Raw genomic sequence first — 16,923 nt, 5'->3', positions numbered from 1 at the left:
TTTTAATTACCCCTAAAGAGTAAAGATCAAGATGTTTGCAGAACGCGTTCTCTCTGGCATGCGACCAACAGGTAGCTTGCACCTCGGCCATTACCATGGCGTTTTAAAGAACTGGGTTCGCTTGCAGTCTGAGTACCCTTGTTACTTTTTTGTTGCAGACTGGCATGCCTTAACAACCCACTACGAAACCCCGGATGTGATTGAGCAATCTGTATGGGATATGGTGATTGACTGGTTAGCTTGCGGTGTTGATCCAAACCAAGCTACTTTATTTATTCAGAGCAAAGTACCTGAGCATGCAGAACTTTTCTTGTTGCTTTCTATGGGAACTCCTTTGGGCTGGCTGGAGCGCGTTCCAACCTATAAAGACCAAATTGAAAAACTCAAAGAAAAGGATTTGCAAACCTATGGTTTCTTAGGCTACCCGTTGCTACAGGCTGCCGACATTCTGATGTATCGTGCGCAATTTGTACCGGTTGGTGAAGATCAGGTGCCTCACGTAGAGATGACACGTGAAGTGGCGCGACGTTTTAATTATCTCTATGGGCGTGAACCTGGTTTTGAAGAGAAGGCGCTAGAGGCTGTTAAGAAGCTAGGTAGTAAGCGTGCGAAGATGTACGCCGAGCTGCGCGTCGCTTTTCAGGAGCGTGGTGATGATGAGGCTCTAGAGCAAGCTAAAGCATTATTACAAGAGGCACAAAGTCTCTCGATGGCAGATCGCGAACGATTATTTGGCTTCTTGGAGGGCGCTCGCAAAATTATTCTGCCAGAGCCACAGGCTTTGTTAACGACTGCGTCACGTATGCCAGGTATTGATGGGCAGAAGATGTCAAAGTCTTACGGTAATACTATTAGTATTCGTGAAAAGCCTGAAGAAGTCATTCGCTCAATTCGTACGATGCCAACTGATCCTGCGCGGGTGCGCAGGACTGATCCAGGCGACCCTGCGCGCTGCCCTGTATGGCAACTTCATACGGTATATTCAAATGAAGATATCAAGGCCTGGGTACAAAAAGAATGTCAGTCAGCTGGTATAGGCTGTTTGGAGTGTAAACAGCCTGTGATTGATGCCATCCTTTCTGAACAACAGCCCATGTTTGAACGTGCCCAGAAATACTTGGATGATCCTAGCTTGTTGCGTTCGATCATTGCGGATGGCTCTGATAAGGCTCGTAAGGTTGCCCAAGAAACGATGCGCGAGGTCCGTGAATCTATGGGCTTAGCGTACGACTAAGCCTTGTGACTGAAATGCATGGTGCAATTCTCAATGCCTCACCTTGGGTGAGGCATTTTGCCTTGGCAATACCAAAACAGGGTTTGGTATTGGATCTTGCATGTGGTGCCGGCAGACATGCAGCTTTACTGCTATCTCTGGGGCACACTGTTTTAGCTGTTGATCAGGATATCTCCGCAATTGAATTGCTGAAAAACAAATCGCTTCAGATTCAAAAATTAGATCTTGAGGGTGCGGATTGGCCTCTCTTGGGTCAGCAGTTTTCAGCAATTGTGGTGACCAATTACCTATACCGTCCTTTTTTAGATGAATTACCCAAAATGCTGATTGAGGGTGGCGTTTTAATCTACGAAACCTTTGCCGATGGCAATGCCGAATTTGGCAAGCCCTCAAACTCCGATTTCTTGCTTAAGCCTGGGGAATTGCTTGCTTTAGCGAGGCGGGCGAGTTTAAGGGTGATTGCCTATGAGGATATTTACCAGGAGCAACCTAAACCAGCCATGGTTCAGCGAATATGTGCAGTAAAAGGTCATTTAAAAGGGTGCATTCCGTTACAATTTGGACGTTAACATTCAGATAATTCAGATACATTCAGTGATTAATACACCACAATTCCAAGCTAGTAAAAAGCCTATTGCTGGCAGCATGCCTGCCATTGTGACGCCGATGTTCGAGGATGGAAGTCTTGATTTCCCAGCCTTACGCTCCTTGTTGGATTGGCATGTTGCTGAAGGTTCTGATGGCATTGTTATTGTTGGTACTAGCGGCGAGTCTCCTACAGTATCTGTGGAGGAGCACTGTGAGCTCATCAAAGCGACGGTTGATCACATTGCTGGACGTATTCCAGTAATCGCCGGCACTGGTGGTAATTCAACGACAGAGGCAATCGAGTTAACCAATTTTGCTAAGTCCGTTGGTGCTGATGCTAGCCTTCAGGTAGTCCCTTATTACAACAAGCCTACACAAGAGGGGATGTACGCCCACTTTAAGAAAATTGCTGAGTCGGTTGATCTCCCCTTAATTCTTTATAACGTTCCCGGAAGAACTGTTGCCGATCTTGCTGGTGAGACAACTGTTCGTCTCGCAGCCATCCCGGGCATCATTGGTATTAAAGATGCTACTGGTAGCATTGAGCGTGGTACCTTGTTGCTGACGGATCTCAAGCGTGCAGGACATGAAAATTTTTCAGTATTTTCTGGTGATGATCTCAGTGCTGCAATGTTGATGCTCATGGGTGGTAAGGGTAATATTTCTGTAACTGCGAATATTGCACCACGTTTGATGCATGAACTATGTCGGGCTGCCATGTCTGATGATGTAGTCAAGACTCGTGAGATTCAATATCAACTACTGGCTGTTCATAAGGCCATGTTTACTGAGGCAAATCCGATTCCTGTTAAGTGGGCTTTGCATGAAATGGGCAAAATTACAGCTGGAATTCGTCTGCCTTTAACCCCTTTGAGCGATGGCTTGCGCGAATCTTTGAAGGCTGCAATGAAACAGGCTGGCTTACTATGATGAATTTGATACAAACCCTGCGGCATTATTGCGCAACTCTTCTTATCCTCTCGTTAACAGGCTTTATCTTAGTTGGCTGTAAATCTGTTACAACTAACGACACTGTGGATTATAGGTCTGCCGGTGCGGTACGTGGACCCAACCTATCTCTACCTCCAGATCTCATAGCTTCACAAGCGGATCGTCGCTATATTGTTCAGGACGGCTCAGCCACTATGTCCGAGTACAATGCCGCAGTAAAAAAATCCGTTCAATCTCGTAAGAACGTGATGACTGGAATCCCAGGGATGCGTATTGCTCGAGACGGAGAGCGTCGATGGTTGGTGGTTGAAAAGCCTGCCGTGGAACTCTACCCTCAAGTTAAGGATTTTTGGCAAGAGAACGGTTTCTTGCTGGTTATTGATTCACCATCTACCGGCATCATGGAGACAGATTGGGCAGAGAATCGTGCCAAGATTCAGCAAGATTTTATCCGCAATATTATTGGCGGTGCCTTAAATTCAATTTATGACACTGGTGAGCGTGATAAATATAAGACACGCCTTGAGGTTAGCAATCCAAATGAAACTGAGATTTATATTACTCAGCGTGGTGCGCTTGAAAAATGTACCACTGATACTACTGGCGCTTGCATTTCTACCATTTGGACCTCTCGTCCAAATGACCCTGATCTGGAGGCTGTATTCTTAGCTCGCTTGATGGAGCGTTTAGGTATGACTCAGGAGATGGCTAAAGCTCAAGTAGCGGCACCTTTGCCTACCAAGACGGCAAAAGCAAAATTGGTCCAAGAGGGTGTCAATACTGCGTTTATTGAAATGGTAGTAGGTTTTGACCGAGCTTGGCGTGATACAGGACTGGCTTTAGATCGTTCCAACTTTACGGTTGAAGATCGTAACCGCGCTAACGGTATCTACTATGTTCGTTACGTCAATCCTAAGGATTTAGGGGATACAAAGGGATTCTTCTCCAATCTCTTTAGTAGCAAGGATGATTCCAGTCTAAAGGCAAAAAAATATCGCGTGGTAGTGAAGTCGACTGGAGATAATTCTTCAAGAGTGTATGTTCAGGATGCGGATGGTAGGCCAGAAAATACTGCAGCTGGCCTTCAGCTATTAACCCTGCTTACCGAGCAAATGTCTCGATAGGGTCTTCGGCTTCAAAAAATCGAGACGATAAAAAAGCCGCTGAAAAGCGGCTTTTTTTCTCCAAGAAGAAGATTACTTCTTAGCATCAGCAGCTGGAGCAGCTGGAGCAGCTGGGGCAGCAGGAGCATCAGCAGCTGGGGCAGCAGGAGCAGCAGGAGCAGCAGCAGGGGCAGCTTCTACAGGTTTTGCTTCTTCTTTTTTACCGCAAGCGGCCAAAGCAATTGCCAACATTGCTACTAGTGCGAGTGACTTCTTCATTTGTAATTTCCTCTTAAAAAATTATTATTAATAACCGGTTATTAATACACAGAAAGCACAGGGTTACCCCTTAGGTACTTTCCAGCAATCATTATAGCTATCTCCTAATTTAATCCTGGAAAATCAACCATCCTGCCAAAAAGGCGTCAAAAAGACTGTTGTCCGGTTGAAGTGAATTTATGGAGCCTCTGAACTGTTTTTTTGATGCTAGAGAGCGCCAAGCAGTTTTTGTCGTGGAGCTCTGCCCATTGGTCATGTCTTCCCCGTTACAGTAAATCCTTGCTCCTAGTGCCAGCAATCTTGTTTGAGGGTGTGGCTTAAGAGTCTCTTTGGCAAGCTGGTGCGCAAACTCTTCGAGTGAAAGACCATTTTTTTTGCCATCAAAATAGGCTTGAGGTTTTGGTTCGCTGAGGTAGGCAGCGATGCCTGGAAGAAGCGTCTCAACACGATCGAGCTTTAAACCTTTTAATTTTTGTGCTACTTGTTTAATGAGTTCTTCTGGAAGTTGTTCAGCAGATTTGCTGGCTATCTGTTTTGGGTCTGCAAAGCGTTTTTGGAGCTCGGGGATATCCTCTAGCGATTCAGCTAAATTCCATAATCCTTCTTGCAGGATTTCTTTATAAGTCGGAGATCTAAAGCCAACTGACCAAGTTTGACAGCCAGCATCTAATGAGATGCCATCATGGGCAATATGGGGTGGTAGGTAAAGCATGTCGCCGGGCTCTAGATCCCATTCCTGTTCTACCTCAAATTTTTGAAGAATCTTCAAAGGTAAATCTGGATTTAAGCTCAAATCCTCTTGCTCAGAGATACGCCAACGCCTGCGCCCCGACATTTGAATTAAAAAGACATCATATGAGTCAAAATGGGGGCCTACGCCACCGCCTGGACCGGCGATGCTAATCATCAAATCATCTAAGCGTGCATCTGGAATAAACCGAAACCATGAGAGTACTTTTGCGGCAGCAGGATGCCTTGCTTCCATACCTTGAAGAAGTAATGTCCAGTCTGGTGTCTCGAGAGAGGGAATGGATTTCTTCTTAAATGGACCGCTTGAAAATGTCCAGGGATTCGCCTTAATTAGTCTTGACTCCAGCGTATCTTCGCCTGCTATTTTAAATAGCTCCTCGGAGGATATTGCGCTCCCCAAGGTCTCGCCTAATTTTTTGGAGATCTCAAAGGCAGGGATGGCCCCACGTACTAGAAGTGGCCTCTTATGCCAATAGGCTTTCATAAACTGCTGAGGGCTATTGCCGCCCAGAAGCGCCCATGGGAGATCCAGTGGAAGGTTTTGGGGTGCCTGAGGCGGATTGTAGGACTTGCTCAAGTAAAATGCAGTCATATAGGTAAGAAGCTATTTAAAACACAATGTTGAATGAATTACGCATGAAAATCGAAAAAAATACCGTTGTATCCCTGCGCTACAAATTAACTGATGCGCAAAACAATATTATCGAGGAACCTGATTCCCCGATGGTATACCTGCATGGCGGATATGAGGGCACTTTTCCTAAGATTGAAAATTTACTGGATGGTCAAGATGTGGGTTATGAAGCCAGTATTCAGCTTGAGCCAAGTGAGGCGTTTGGTGAATATGATCCAGAATTACTAAAGATTGAACCACGTGCGCGCTTCCCGGAGCCTTTGGAGATTGGCATGCAGTTCGAGGGAGTTCCCGACGCCGAGGAAGAGGAGGGGGATGACTCTAGTGATGTTGATGAAGAGCCCCTTATCTATACCGTTACCGATGTTGCTGATAGCCAAGTGGTATTAGATGGCAATCATCCGCTTGCTGGTATGGCCTTGCGTTTCTGGGTGCAGGTTGAAGATATTCGCGCCGCTACTGATGAGGAGATTGAAAATCGCCATCCTCAGGGCGGTGAGGGGTTTGCTTTCGGAATGCCCGATGATTCCGATGAGGGTGATGATGAATTTGTGGTCGGCATTACCGGTGCGAGTGGATCATCCCCAACTCTGCATTAAGGCTAAAAAACTACTCTTTAAGCCACTCTTTTAGAGCGCCTAGATCGCGTTTAGTATCGCTCGATTCACTGGCATCAGATGCTGGAGTATTGCTTAATTTTGCCAATGCCTTCTCGAGAGCAGTGATCTTAGCTTCTTGCTCTAAGGTTGCATCAATTAAACCTTTTAAGGCCATCGACACTGGATCATCTACGTTCGGCGTCACGCCATAAGCGGAGAAGTATTCTTTAGCCTTGCTATCCGGTGTGCTTGCTTGCGGCAAATCTGGATGCAGGATACGTGCAGGAATTCCAACTGCAGTTGCCCCGGCGGGGATTTCTTTTAGCACTACGGCATTGGAACCAACGCGGGCTCCATCCCCTACGGTAAAGCCTCCGAGCACCTTAGCGCCAGCACTGATGACTACTCCCTTGCCTAGGGTGGGGTGACGCTTTACGCCTTTATATAAAGAGGTGCCACCTAGGGTAACTCCTTGGTAGATGGTGCAGTCATCACCAATTTCAGTAGTTTCTCCAATCACAATGCCAAGACCATGATCTAAAAATACACGGCGACCAATCTTCGCCCCAGGATGAATCTCAATACCAGTAATCCAGCGCGATACCATCGAGAGAAGGCGTGCAATCCACTTCAAACCCAAATTCCATAAGCCATGAGACGCTCGATGAATCCATACAGCATGTAAGCCTGGATAGCAGGTAATAACCTCCAGGCGATTTCTAGCGGCAGGGTCTCGGACAATGATGGAATCGACTTGGTCGAACAGCGAATTAAACATGTGACAATTTTAACGGGTAAAGCCTGAATTTATTTTTTGAGTAGCATCTGCTTAGCAATCCCACGCAGAAGGTCTACTTCTTCTTTGTGGAGTCTTGCTCTGGCAAAGAGGGCTTGTAAACGGGGCATGAGTTTCTTGGGGTTGGCAGGATCGAGGTAGCCAATGGCCTCCAAGCCTTCACGCCAGTGATCTAGCATCGCGGCTACAGCGGCTGGATCGGCATAGTCCACCTTTTCCAATGGGGCGGGGCTGATTGAGGGGATTCCCAGATCAGTATTTAAGGACTCCCTAAGGGTGAAGGCGCAAACCATGATGGCCTGAGCGAGGTTTAGCGAGGGGTAGAGCGGGTTAGCATCCAGCCAGACTCGATGGGTGCATAGGGAGAGATGCTTGTTGTCCAAGCCGGTTCGCTCTGGTCCAAATAGGAGGGCAACTTTTTGATTATCCCTTATGGCTGCCTGAACTAGACAGCGAGCATCTTGCCAATTGAATGCTGGCGGCCCAAATTCACGATCACGACTTGTTAGTCCCAACACTAGGGAGCAGTCCTGAACTGTTAATTCTAGTGAGGAGGTCTCTTGACTGGACTCCAAGATATCAACCGCACCGCTAGCTAAAGCAATCGCCTCGGGTGCCTGAGCAACAGCCAGCATCTTTGGTGAAATCAGGCGGAGATCGCTAAACCCCATGGTTTTTAGTGCGCGCGCAGCCGAACCCACATTTCCAGGGTGGCTGGTTTCGACTAGAACCCAGCGGAGTAACTGGGCTTGTGCGGTATTCATATCAACAAGAATTCTCTATGGGCCTGGGTATTCAAAGGGACAATCGTTTAGAATCAGAGTGTTAGCTCCTTATTGTCCTGCAGTTTGCAATCTAGTGAGCTTGTTCTTATTTAATTTGTCCATCAATACTATGCATCCCATGTTAAATGTGGCCGTGAAGGCTGCCCGCCGTGCCGGAACCGTAATTAATAGAGCCTCTCTAAATCTAGAGCGCCTTCAGGTTGATCGTAAACAGCATAATGATTTTGTTACCGAGGTGGACAGACAGGCTGAAGCAGCCATCATTGAAACGCTAAGTGATGCCTATCCTTCGCATGGTTTCTTGGCCGAAGAAGCTGGCGCCCAAAATACCGATGCTGAAAATGTCTGGATCATCGATCCTTTAGATGGCACAACTAACTTTATTCATGGTTTTCCGCAATATGCAGTTTCTATTGCACTATCTGTAAACGGGGTAATCCAACAGGCTGTGGTGTATGACCCAACACGCGATGAACTCTTTACGGCTACACGTGGTGCTGGCGCCTATCTAGATCGTCGGCGTTTGCGAGTTGCCACTCAAGATCGTTTAGCAAATTCTTTATTAGGTACTGGCTTTCCTTATAGAGAGGATCAAGACTTAGAGAGGTATTTAAAAATCTTTAGCGATATGTCACGTCAATGTACCGGACTGCGTCGTCCGGGCGCTGCTTCTCTCGATTTAGCTTATGTTGCAGCTGGCCGCTATGATGGATTTTTTGAAAGCGATCTCAAGCCATGGGATATGGCTGCAGGTGCTCTATTGATAACTGAGGCTGGTGGACTTATCGGCAACTATCGCGGCGAAGAAGGTTTCTTACAAAGCGGTGAAGTAATGTGTGCAAACCCACGCATCTTTGCTCAGATGGTGCAGTGCTTATCCAAGTATTCTATCTGCTAGATTACGCTTTAATAAGGTCAGCATAGCTTACGCCACCCTGATTAATGAGTAGTGCGCTGGCACGGGGTCGCCCACTTTCTGGGTGATCTAAATCCCAGTCTGATAAGACCCAGCGCTGCCAATCTTGACCTTGAAGTTGTTCATGATGATGCTTGGGTAAATGGGTATGCCCATGAATTAGTTGATTAGATGATGCATCCCTTAGAACTGCTGCGCATGCTGCTAAGGTGACATCTGTTTTGGCTTGCACCCCGTCAACAGAGGATTTGATTGCCTTTTGATATTGCACTCCGCTTTTACTACGTAGTTGATTTGCAATTGAGCGGCGCCAATTTAAAGGTAATCTTAAAAATAGTTTTTGGACCCAGGGTTTGCGAACCCAGCTACGGAACACTTGATAACCTGTATCCGCCGTACAAAGTGAATCTCCATGACAGAGAACATATTCAGAGCCAGCAATATCGATCTTAGAAGGATCAGGCAGCAGGGTCATGCCTGTTTTGCTTAAGAAATATTTGCCGACAAGAAAGTCTCGATTGCCGTGAAGATAATAAATTTTTACCTTTGTGGATAGTTTTGCGAGCGCATGCTTCACTTCTAGTTGAAAAGGTGATTGCAGGGCGGCATCATCTCCAACCCAATATTCAAATAAGTCACCCAGGATAAATACGGCCTCTACCTTAGGGGCATCCTTCTCACAAAAATCGAAGAATCGTTGTGCCGTCAGGGGCATTGACGGCGAGAGATGTAAATCAGAAATGAGCAGCGCGCTCGCGCATTGCAAAATCATTCCTCGAGAACAGTTGCCTTTTCAATGACAACATCTTCCACAGGAACATCTTGATGAAATCCAGCATTGCCAGTTTTAACTTTACGAATGGCATCAACCACATCAAGGCCATCAGTTACCTTTCCAAAAACAGCATAACCCCAGCCCTGAGCATTCGGAGCGGTATGGTTTAAGAAGTCATTGTCGTTTACGTTAATGAAAAACTGTGCTGTCGCGGAGTGTGGATCGCTAGTGCGGGCCATAGCTACTGTGCCACGTTCGTTTTTGAGACCATTGTTTGCTTCATTCTCAATTTTTGTGCCAGCAGTTTTCTCTTTTAGGCCAGCAGTCATACCGCCACCTTGAATCATAAAGTTATCAATCACACGATGGAAAATAGTGCCGTCATAGTGACCGCTCTTCGCGTACTGTAAAAAATTGGCAACAGTCTTAGGAGCCTTAGTAGCATCCAATGTGAGGGTGATATCACCCTTGTTTGTTTTTAGTAGAACTTTAGCCATGATGTATTAACTTTCTGAGGGGTTAGTAAATAAAAAAAGTAAAAAATTAAAGTAAAAAATTATTTTGAGGCTGGTGATATGGGTGTGACCGCCTTTGTAGCTGGCTTCAGTATGTCCATTAATGCTTTTGCACGATTAGTATATTGACGCTGATTCAGAAGAGCATCTTTTGCTGCATTATCGTAGGCTTGAACTGCAAGGCGGATATACACTTCACCCAAGTTGGCGGAGGCGACCGTATAGCTAGGACGCAATTTTAAGGCGAGCTCCAAGTAATCTCTTGCTTCTATCCAATTATCTTGATTTGCCGCTAGCGCTGCTAAGTTGTTATAGGGCTCTGGTAGCTCTGGAAATTGCTGGGTGATTTCAATAAGAGTTTTCTTGGCCGCTTCCCACTGACGCATTTCAATCTGTATACGCGCTTTAACGTAACGTAATTGGACATTGCCGGGAGTTTTCTTAAGTTGCTTATCGATACCCTCAATCGCTTCTGGATATTTTTTAGCTTTCACTAGCTTTTCAATGTCCGATGGAACCCCGTTTTTAGTTACGGGATCCGGCTCGATAATCAAAAAAGATAAAAAAGGAACTGCTACAGAATCAGAAAGTTCCTGGTTAAATTGGTCATATCCCGATGCATTGCTGGCTAATCTAGGCGGCTCCCCTGGTGAGTAAGAGCCTAAATATGGTTGGGATATAGTCTGTTGGCTGGGACAGGCGCATGGGGTATTTAGGGCCTTAATTTCAGCATCTGCCAACTGTTGCCCGGGGGTACTACATCCTGAGAGGATTAAAACGGCAAAAATGACGATTAAGCTGGCAAATACGGCTGGACGTAGGGAAAAAGGGTAGGCTGGCATAGGGGGTGGGGTGAAAAACTGGCTCATTCGATATACTCAGCGCTCAGTCTAACAAATTAGCGCTACTTGCCCATCTTTATAGCCCCTATGCTGCAAATCTATAACACCCTCAGTCGCTCTAAACAGGCCTTTAAACCCATCGAACCTGGCAAGGTCAAGATGTATGTCTGTGGGATGACGGTTTATGACTTTTGTCATATTGGCCATGCGCGGGTGATGATTGTTTTTGATATGGTGGTACGCTGGTTGCGCGCCAGTGGCTATGAAGTAGTTTATGTCAGAAATATTACCGATATTGATGACAAGATCATTAATCGCGCTGTTGAGAACGGTGAGTCTATTTCTGCGCTGACGCAGCGCTTTATCGATGCTATGCATGCCGACTCAGATGAATTGGGCTTGATGTATCCGGACCATGAGCCCCGCGCAACCGATTACATTGGGCAAATGCAAGGCATTATCGGCCGCTTAATTGAAAAAGAGTTGGCCTATCAGGGCGATGATGGCGATGTCAATTTCGCCGTACGATTGTTTCCCGAGTACGGTCGCCTCTCTGGCAAGTCTTTGGACGAACTTAATGCTGGTGAGCGTGTCGCTGTGAGTGGTGGCAAACGTGATCCATTAGATTTCGTTTTGTGGAAAAGTGCTAAGCCTGAAGAGCCTGATGATACGCGTTGGAAATCTCCATGGGGTGAGGGTCGCCCAGGATGGCATATTGAATGTTCTGCTATGTCATGTGATTTACTGGGTGAGCATTTTGATATTCATGGTGGCGGAGCAGATTTACAGTTTCCCCATCATGAAAATGAGATCGCTCAAAGTGAAGGCGCTCTATATGGCCAAGACCATAAGACTAGTGACCAGCCTTTTGTAAATTATTGGATGCACAATGGCCACATTCGCGTCAATGAAGAGAAGATGTCAAAGTCTTTAGGCAATTTTTTCTTGATCCGCGATGTCTTACAAAATTTCGATCCTGAAGTATTGCGTTTCTTTATGTTGCGAGCGCACTATCGTAGCCCGATCAACTATAGTGATGCTCAACTTGAGGAGGCCCGCTCTGGTTTGGTTCGCCTTTATACCGCCTTATCCCAGGTTCCCGCCGCTATTGAGTCTCTAGATCCTCATTCGCCATGGGTTAAGCGATTTTCCAATGCCATGAATGATGACTTCAATACACCTGAGGCTATTGCGGCTCTGTTTGATTTGACAAGCGAAGTCAATCGCGCTCAGGGCAAGGAAAAAGTGCAATTAGCTACGACACTAAAGTCCCTAGCTGCTACCCTAAATTTTTTGCAGCGTGACCCAACCGTATTTTTACAGGCAGGATCACCTAGTGGTGAAGTAGGCTTATCCGTTATTGCCATCGAAGAGCAGATTGCTGCACGGGTTGCCGCTAAGCAAGCCAAAGATTTTGCTAAAGCAGATTTCATTCGTAAGAGTTTATTAGAGCAGGGCGTTGTTCTCGAGGACAAGCCTAGCGGCCTTACTGAATGGCGCAGAAATTAATTGAAGATCACTTATTTTGAGTAAAGCTGCAGAACCAGTCATTGTCGAAGAGCATGCCCCTGATTATTGGGAGCAGGCGTGCGCGGAACTAATGAAGCATGATCGCATTCTTAAAAAGCTCATTCCAAAATATGGATCCGGTTTTTTGAGAACACGTGGTGATGCATTTACAACATTAGCAAGAGCCATTGTTGGTCAGCAAATCTCTGTAGCAGCAGCCCAATCGGTTTGGAATAGAGTCTTATTGGCCTCTAAAAACAAAGTAAACCCTAAAAATATCCTAGCCTTAAGCGCTGAAGAGTTGCGCGCAGCGGGATTATCAGGTCGTAAGGTGGAGTACATCCGCGATTTAGCCAAACACTTTGATTCAGGTAGATTGCACGCTAATCAGTGGAAGGGGATGGAGGATGAGGCCATTATCAAAGAATTATGCGAGATTAGGGGCGTTGGGCGTTGGACGGCTGAAATGTTCCTGATTTTCAATATGGTTAGACCGAATATTCTCCCTTTGGATGATGCTGGCTTGTTTAAGGCGATTTCTCTCAATTACTTCAGCGGAGAGCCTGTTAGCAGGCATGAAGCACGTGAAGTAGCCGCGAATTGGGCTCCTTGGCGAACAGTTGCAACCTGGTATATGTGGAGAAGTCTCGACCCCATTGCCATTGAACATTAAAATCAAGCTATGAAAACGACTTTCCTGGATTTTGAGCAGTCAATCGCTGAACTAGAGTCAAAGATTGAGGAGCTGCAATTTGTGCAAGATGAGTCATCGGTAGACATCTCCGATGAGATCAAAACGCTGAGCGAAAAAAGTCAGCAACTGACTAAAGACATTTATGCCAACTTAACCCCTTGGCAAGTGTCCCAAGTAGCTCGTCATCCGCAGCGTCCATATACCTTGGATTATGTGAGTGCATTGTTTACCGATTTTCATGAGCTCCATGGCGACCGTAATTTTGCAGATGATCAATCCATTATTACCGGCTTAGCCCGTTTTGAGAATCAACCCTGCATGGTGATCGGTCATCAAAAAGGTCGCGACACAAAAGAACGCGCTTTACGAAACTTTGGTATGAGCCGTCCTGAGGGTTATCGAAAAGCAAAGCGTGTAATGCGCTTGGCAGAAAAATTTAAATTACCTGTATTTACTTTTGTTGACACACCAGGCGCATTTCCTGGTATCGATGCAGAAGAGCGCAATCAATCTGAAGCCATTGGCCACAATCTATATGTGCAGGCTGAATTAGAGGTGCCTATCATTGCTACGATTATTGGTGAAGGTGGTTCTGGTGGCGCCCTAGCAATTGCAATGGGTGATGTGGTACTGATGTTGCAGAACTCCACTTACTCTGTGATTTCCCCTGAAGGCTGCGCATCCATTCTTTGGAAGACTGCTGAAAAAGCACCAGAGGCTGCCATGCAATTGGGCTTGACCGCACAACGTTTAAAAGCAATTGGCCTGATTGATAAGATCGTTACTGAACCAACGGGTGGTGCACATCGTGATTACGACACCATGATGAGTAATATGCGGAAAGCTTTAGTTGAGTCCCTTAAAACCTTCGATGGTATGAAAGTGGATGCGCTTTTGGAGCGTCGCCATGAGCGCTTGATGAGTTATGGCAAGTTCAAGGAAATCGAAGCCAAGCCTTAGGGCAATCCCCAAATCAGCCAAACGTATTGGGCTTGCTGTCAGCGGCGGGCTTGATTCGGTTGTGTTGCTGGATACCGTTTGCAAAGCGGTGCAAGTCAATTCTAGCTCTCCTGCTGAGATATGGATATTTCATATCCATCATGGATTACAAAAGCCGGCCGATCAATGGCTAGCGTTTTGTGAGAAGCTCGCTAAAAAATACCGAGTATATTTTGACTTCCGTTTATTGCATTTTGCTGATCAGTCTCAGGGCAATATTGAAGCCAAGGCTAGGGCGGAGCGTTATGACGCTTTAACTGAGTTGTGCATTGAGCATGGCATTGAAGATTTGCTGCTGGCGCACCACCAAAATGATCAAGCTGAAACCGTGCTCTTGCAGTTACTCAGGGGGTCAGGCGTAGCGGGTCTTTCGGGCATGCCGCTACATCGCCTGAATTCGAAAAAAGAGCGCCCTATTAATCTTTGGCGCCCACTGCTAAATCAAAGTAGAGCCGAGTTAGAGCTTTACGCCAAAGACAATAAACTGAAGTGGGTAGAGGATCCCAGTAATCAAAATACGCGCTATCGCCGTAATGCTGTTCGTAAGGAAATTATTCCAAAGCTAGAGAAAATTCAGCCTGGGGCAGTTGCTAATTTAGCTCGCAGCGCAGACTTGCTCGCCCAATCTCAGACTCTTCTTGATCGTTTAGCTCGGCAGGATGGGAAAGGTATTTTTCAAGGTCGCCACTTGAAGCTATCTCCTCTCCTGACTCTGGCTCAGATGGATAAGTCTGCTGCCAGTAATTTGATGCGTTATTGGTTGAAGCTCAATGGACTAGTAATGCCTTCTCAAGAGAGGTTGGAGTCTTGGTGGAAGGACTTAATAGCTGTAAAAACAGATTCAAGCCTAGAGTGGCAGCATGATGAAGTCAGTATTTATTTATGGCGTGGCGTCTTACAAGTGGCTATTTCCCATGCTGGGGCTTGGATATTTAAAAATATATCTCCGCGGAGTAGCTTGCTTGGCCTGCCTGCGGCCTGGGTATACGCTGCTCAAGAGCAGGGCCTCATTGAGGAAAGACTACGGCAAGGGGCTGAAAAGATCCAGATCAAGCCCAATACCCCTCGCAAAACTCTCAAGAACCTCTTTCAAGAGTCAGATACGCCACCTTGGGACCGGCAGGCCCCGCTCCTGTTTATTCGGGGTCGGTTGATAGCGGTGGCTGGGGTAGGGGTGAGCTACCCAGATTTAGTGTCTACTGGTAAGCGAGTGCTCCCCGTATGGCTTGAGAAGCCATAGCGCAGTGCAAAACCCTGTAAAATAAGCCCTTTTTAGACCCTGGGGAATGTAATTCCCTGTAAATAGACAATACAACGGTTTTTATGGCTCTTATCGTTCATAAGTATGGTGGCACCTCCATGGGCTCAGTTGAGCGCATTCAGAATGTCGCCAAACGTGTTGCCAAGTGGATGCGTGCAGGTCACCAGGTTGTAGTAGTACCCTCAGCAATGTCTGGTGAAACTAATCGCTTACTTGGTTTGGCAAAGGATATCAATCCCGATGCGAATCCACGCGAACTTGATCAAATTGCCTCCACAGGAGAGCAAGTTAGCTCTGGTTTATTGGCCTTAGCATTGTTACGTGAAGGTGTCGATGCGGTCAGTTATGCCGGTTGGCAAGTAACCGTCCATACGGATTCTTCATTTACCAAAGCTCGCATTAAGAGTATTGACGATAAAAAAATTCTTGCGGATCTCAATGCGGGGCGAGCCGTAGTTGTGACTGGCTTCCAAGGGGTCGATCCCAATGGCAATATCACCACTTTAGGTCGTGGTGGCTCTGATACATCTGCTGTTGCGATGGCTGCGGCACTGAAGGCGGATGAGTGTCTGATCTACACCGACGTGGATGGTGTGTATACAACTGACCCCCGCGTTTGTGAAGATGCACGTCGCTTAGACAAAATTACTTTTGAAGAAATGCTAGAGATGGCAAGTCTTGGTTCAAAGGTATTGCAGATTCGTTCAGTGGAGTTTGCTGGAAAGTATAAAGTTAAAACCCGCGTTCTGTCATCGCTGACAGATCCGTTGATGCCCCTTGATCAAGAGATGAAGTCGGGCACCTTGATTACATTTGAAGAGGACAGCACTATGGAAGCCGCAGTTATTTCCGGCATCGCCTTTGCGCGTGATGAAGCAAAAATTACCGTTCTTGGGGTTCCTGATCGCCCAGGTATTGCTTATCAAATCTTAGGCCCGATTGCGGATGCCAATATTGATGTGGATATCATTATTCAGAATCAATCCTTCGAAGGTAAGACAGACTTTACTTTTACGGTTCCGCGTGCTGATTATCAAAAAGCCCTAGACTTGCTTAAGACTAATGTGCAGTCTCATATCGAAGCAAAAGAGATTAATGGAGACCCGAGGGTTTCGAAGGTCTCCGTAGTTGGCGTTGGTATGCGCTCCCATGTAGGCGTTGCTAGCAAAATGTTCCGTACATTGTCGGAAGAGGGTATCAATATCTTGATGATCTCCACTAGCGAAATCAAGATTTCTGTTGTGATCGATGAGAAATACATGGAGTTAGCTGTGCGCTCTCTCCATAAGGCTTTTGAGCTAGACCAGAAGTAAAAATACGCAACAAACGCTTTAAAACGGCAGTAAAACCCCGCTGTCAACGGAATCCGTTAAACTGTGGGTCGTTGTAAATGTATTAATACGGAGACGTGGCCGAGCTGGTCGAAGGCACTCCCCTGCTAAGGGAGCATCGGGGCTAAAACTCTGATCGGAGGTTCGAATCCTCTCGTCTCCGCCAAGGATGACCGCAAAGCCCCTAACCACGGGGCTTTGTTTTTTTCAGGGTCTTCTACCCACCAGTAAAACATTGCTTGATTTGGGATTTTTGATTAGCCCAAACTCAGGAATTGCGCCTTTGATATATCCATACTGTTATATACGCAAAAAGCTCTATTGAAATAATAATTTAATTGTTTGATATTGACCCCATGCCG

Annotated in this window: 18 protein-coding genes and 1 tRNA gene; 12 read left to right on the top strand and 7 right to left on the bottom strand. The window is 46.3% G+C overall.

What is annotated here, in order from left to right; translation table 11 throughout:
• The first annotated feature begins 31 nt into the window (after window positions 1-31).
• From ICN43_RS07645 to bamC, 4 genes are all read left to right on the top strand, one after another.
• Complete coding sequence (locus ICN43_RS07645; RefSeq protein ID WP_216198338.1) at window positions 32-1,234, top strand: tryptophan--tRNA ligase; 1,203 nt, start codon at window positions 32-34, stop codon at window positions 1,232-1,234.
• 14 nt (window positions 1,235-1,248) lie between these two features.
• On the top strand, window positions 1,249-1,803 hold the full coding sequence (locus ICN43_RS07640) for a bifunctional 2-polyprenyl-6-hydroxyphenol methylase/3-demethylubiquinol 3-O-methyltransferase UbiG (RefSeq protein WP_216200004.1): 555 nt from the start codon (window positions 1,249-1,251) through the stop codon (window positions 1,801-1,803).
• 76 nt (window positions 1,804-1,879) lie between these two features.
• On the top strand, window positions 1,880-2,752 hold the full coding sequence (gene dapA, locus ICN43_RS07635) for a 4-hydroxy-tetrahydrodipicolinate synthase (protein ID WP_216200002.1): 873 nt from the start codon (window positions 1,880-1,882) through the stop codon (window positions 2,750-2,752).
• Window positions 2,749-3,897: an outer membrane protein assembly factor BamC gene (bamC, locus tag ICN43_RS07630; RefSeq protein ID WP_216198336.1), complete on the top strand. Its 1,149-nt coding sequence runs from the start codon at window positions 2,749-2,751 to the stop codon at window positions 3,895-3,897. The genes dapA and bamC overlap by 4 nt, the downstream gene beginning before the upstream one ends.
• Before the next feature lie 72 nt (window positions 3,898-3,969).
• On the opposite strand, the gene ICN43_RS07625 is transcribed toward bamC, so the two are convergent.
• A complete protein-coding gene (locus ICN43_RS07625) occupies window positions 3,970-4,155 on the bottom strand; it encodes a hypothetical protein (RefSeq protein ID WP_216198335.1) in 186 nt (61 codons plus the stop codon).
• A gap of 109 nt (window positions 4,156-4,264) precedes the next feature.
• Window positions 4,265-5,497: a cupin domain-containing protein gene (locus tag ICN43_RS07620; protein WP_216198334.1), complete on the bottom strand. Its 1,233-nt coding sequence runs from the start codon at window positions 5,495-5,497 to the stop codon at window positions 4,265-4,267.
• A 44-nt stretch (window positions 5,498-5,541) separates the two neighbouring features.
• Here ICN43_RS07620 and ICN43_RS07615 point away from each other — a divergent pair, with 44 nt between their 5' ends.
• Window positions 5,542-6,138 carry a peptidylprolyl isomerase gene (locus tag ICN43_RS07615; RefSeq protein ID WP_216198332.1) on the top strand — a complete coding sequence of 199 codons (597 nt, stop codon included), beginning with the start codon at window positions 5,542-5,544 and terminating at the stop codon, window positions 6,136-6,138.
• Window positions 6,139-6,148: 10 nt separating this feature from the next.
• Here the strand turns inward: ICN43_RS07615 and cysE are convergent, their stop codons facing one another.
• Window positions 6,149-6,916 carry a serine O-acetyltransferase gene (gene cysE / locus ICN43_RS07610; protein ID WP_216198329.1) on the bottom strand — a complete coding sequence of 256 codons (768 nt, stop codon included), beginning with the start codon at window positions 6,914-6,916 and terminating at the stop codon, window positions 6,149-6,151.
• A gap of 29 nt (window positions 6,917-6,945) precedes the next feature.
• On the bottom strand, window positions 6,946-7,698 hold the full coding sequence (locus ICN43_RS07605) for an RNA methyltransferase (RefSeq protein ID WP_216198327.1): 753 nt from the start codon (window positions 7,696-7,698) through the stop codon (window positions 6,946-6,948).
• 130 nt (window positions 7,699-7,828) lie between these two features.
• On the opposite strand from ICN43_RS07605, the gene ICN43_RS07600 reads away from it, so the two are divergent.
• Entirely contained in the window at window positions 7,829-8,617 is a 789-nt protein-coding gene (locus ICN43_RS07600) for an inositol monophosphatase family protein (protein ID WP_216198325.1), read from the top strand.
• 1 nt (window position 8,618) lies between these two features.
• Here the strand turns inward: ICN43_RS07600 and ICN43_RS07595 are convergent, their stop codons facing one another.
• From ICN43_RS07595 to ICN43_RS07585, 3 genes are read right to left on the bottom strand one after another with little or no spacing between them, the layout of a single operon-like run.
• A complete protein-coding gene (locus ICN43_RS07595) occupies window positions 8,619-9,407 on the bottom strand; it encodes a UDP-2,3-diacylglucosamine diphosphatase (protein WP_216198323.1) in 789 nt (262 codons plus the stop codon).
• On the bottom strand, window positions 9,404-9,907 hold the full coding sequence (locus ICN43_RS07590; protein ID WP_216198321.1) for a peptidylprolyl isomerase: 504 nt from the start codon (window positions 9,905-9,907) through the stop codon (window positions 9,404-9,406). Before ICN43_RS07590 ends, ICN43_RS07595 begins: the two co-directional genes overlap by 4 nt.
• Window positions 9,908-9,966: 59 nt before the next feature.
• Window positions 9,967-10,767 (bottom strand): lipopolysaccharide assembly protein LapB, encoded by an 801-nt coding sequence (locus ICN43_RS07585; RefSeq protein WP_255533465.1) that lies wholly within the window; start codon window positions 10,765-10,767, stop codon window positions 9,967-9,969.
• 87 nt (window positions 10,768-10,854) lie between these two features.
• On the opposite strand from ICN43_RS07585, the gene cysS reads away from it, so the two are divergent.
• From cysS to ICN43_RS07555, 6 genes are all read left to right on the top strand, one after another.
• The gene (cysS, locus tag ICN43_RS07580; RefSeq protein ID WP_216198317.1) at window positions 10,855-12,276 is read left to right on the top strand and encodes a cysteine--tRNA ligase; all 1,422 of its coding nucleotides are present in this window, start codon (window positions 10,855-10,857) and stop codon (window positions 12,274-12,276) included.
• Between the two features lie 16 nt (window positions 12,277-12,292).
• Window positions 12,293-12,949, top strand: coding sequence for a DNA-3-methyladenine glycosylase (locus ICN43_RS07575; RefSeq protein ID WP_216859735.1), 657 nt, complete (start codon window positions 12,293-12,295; stop codon window positions 12,947-12,949).
• Between the two features lie 9 nt (window positions 12,950-12,958).
• Window positions 12,959-13,930, top strand: coding sequence for an acetyl-CoA carboxylase carboxyltransferase subunit alpha (locus tag ICN43_RS07570; RefSeq protein ID WP_216198315.1), 972 nt, complete (start codon window positions 12,959-12,961; stop codon window positions 13,928-13,930).
• The gene (tilS, locus tag ICN43_RS07565; protein ID WP_216198314.1) at window positions 13,896-15,209 is read left to right on the top strand and encodes a tRNA lysidine(34) synthetase TilS; all 1,314 of its coding nucleotides are present in this window, start codon (window positions 13,896-13,898) and stop codon (window positions 15,207-15,209) included. Before ICN43_RS07570 ends, tilS begins: the two co-directional genes overlap by 35 nt.
• A gap of 83 nt (window positions 15,210-15,292) precedes the next feature.
• Window positions 15,293-16,543 (top strand): aspartate kinase, encoded by a 1,251-nt coding sequence (locus ICN43_RS07560; RefSeq protein ID WP_216198311.1) that lies wholly within the window; start codon window positions 15,293-15,295, stop codon window positions 16,541-16,543.
• Between the two features lie 89 nt (window positions 16,544-16,632).
• A tRNA-Ser gene (locus tag ICN43_RS07555) sits at window positions 16,633-16,727 on the top strand.
• Window positions 16,728-16,923 lie beyond the last annotated feature (196 nt).

Origin of the sequence: Polynucleobacter sp. UK-Mo-2m-Kol15 (assembly GCF_018881505.1) — a bacterium.
In the GTDB taxonomy this organism is placed as follows: Bacteria; Pseudomonadota; Gammaproteobacteria; order Burkholderiales; family Burkholderiaceae; genus Polynucleobacter.
Note: the sequence above shows the minus strand (reverse complement) of the source record. Positions and strands in the feature narration are given on the sequence as shown.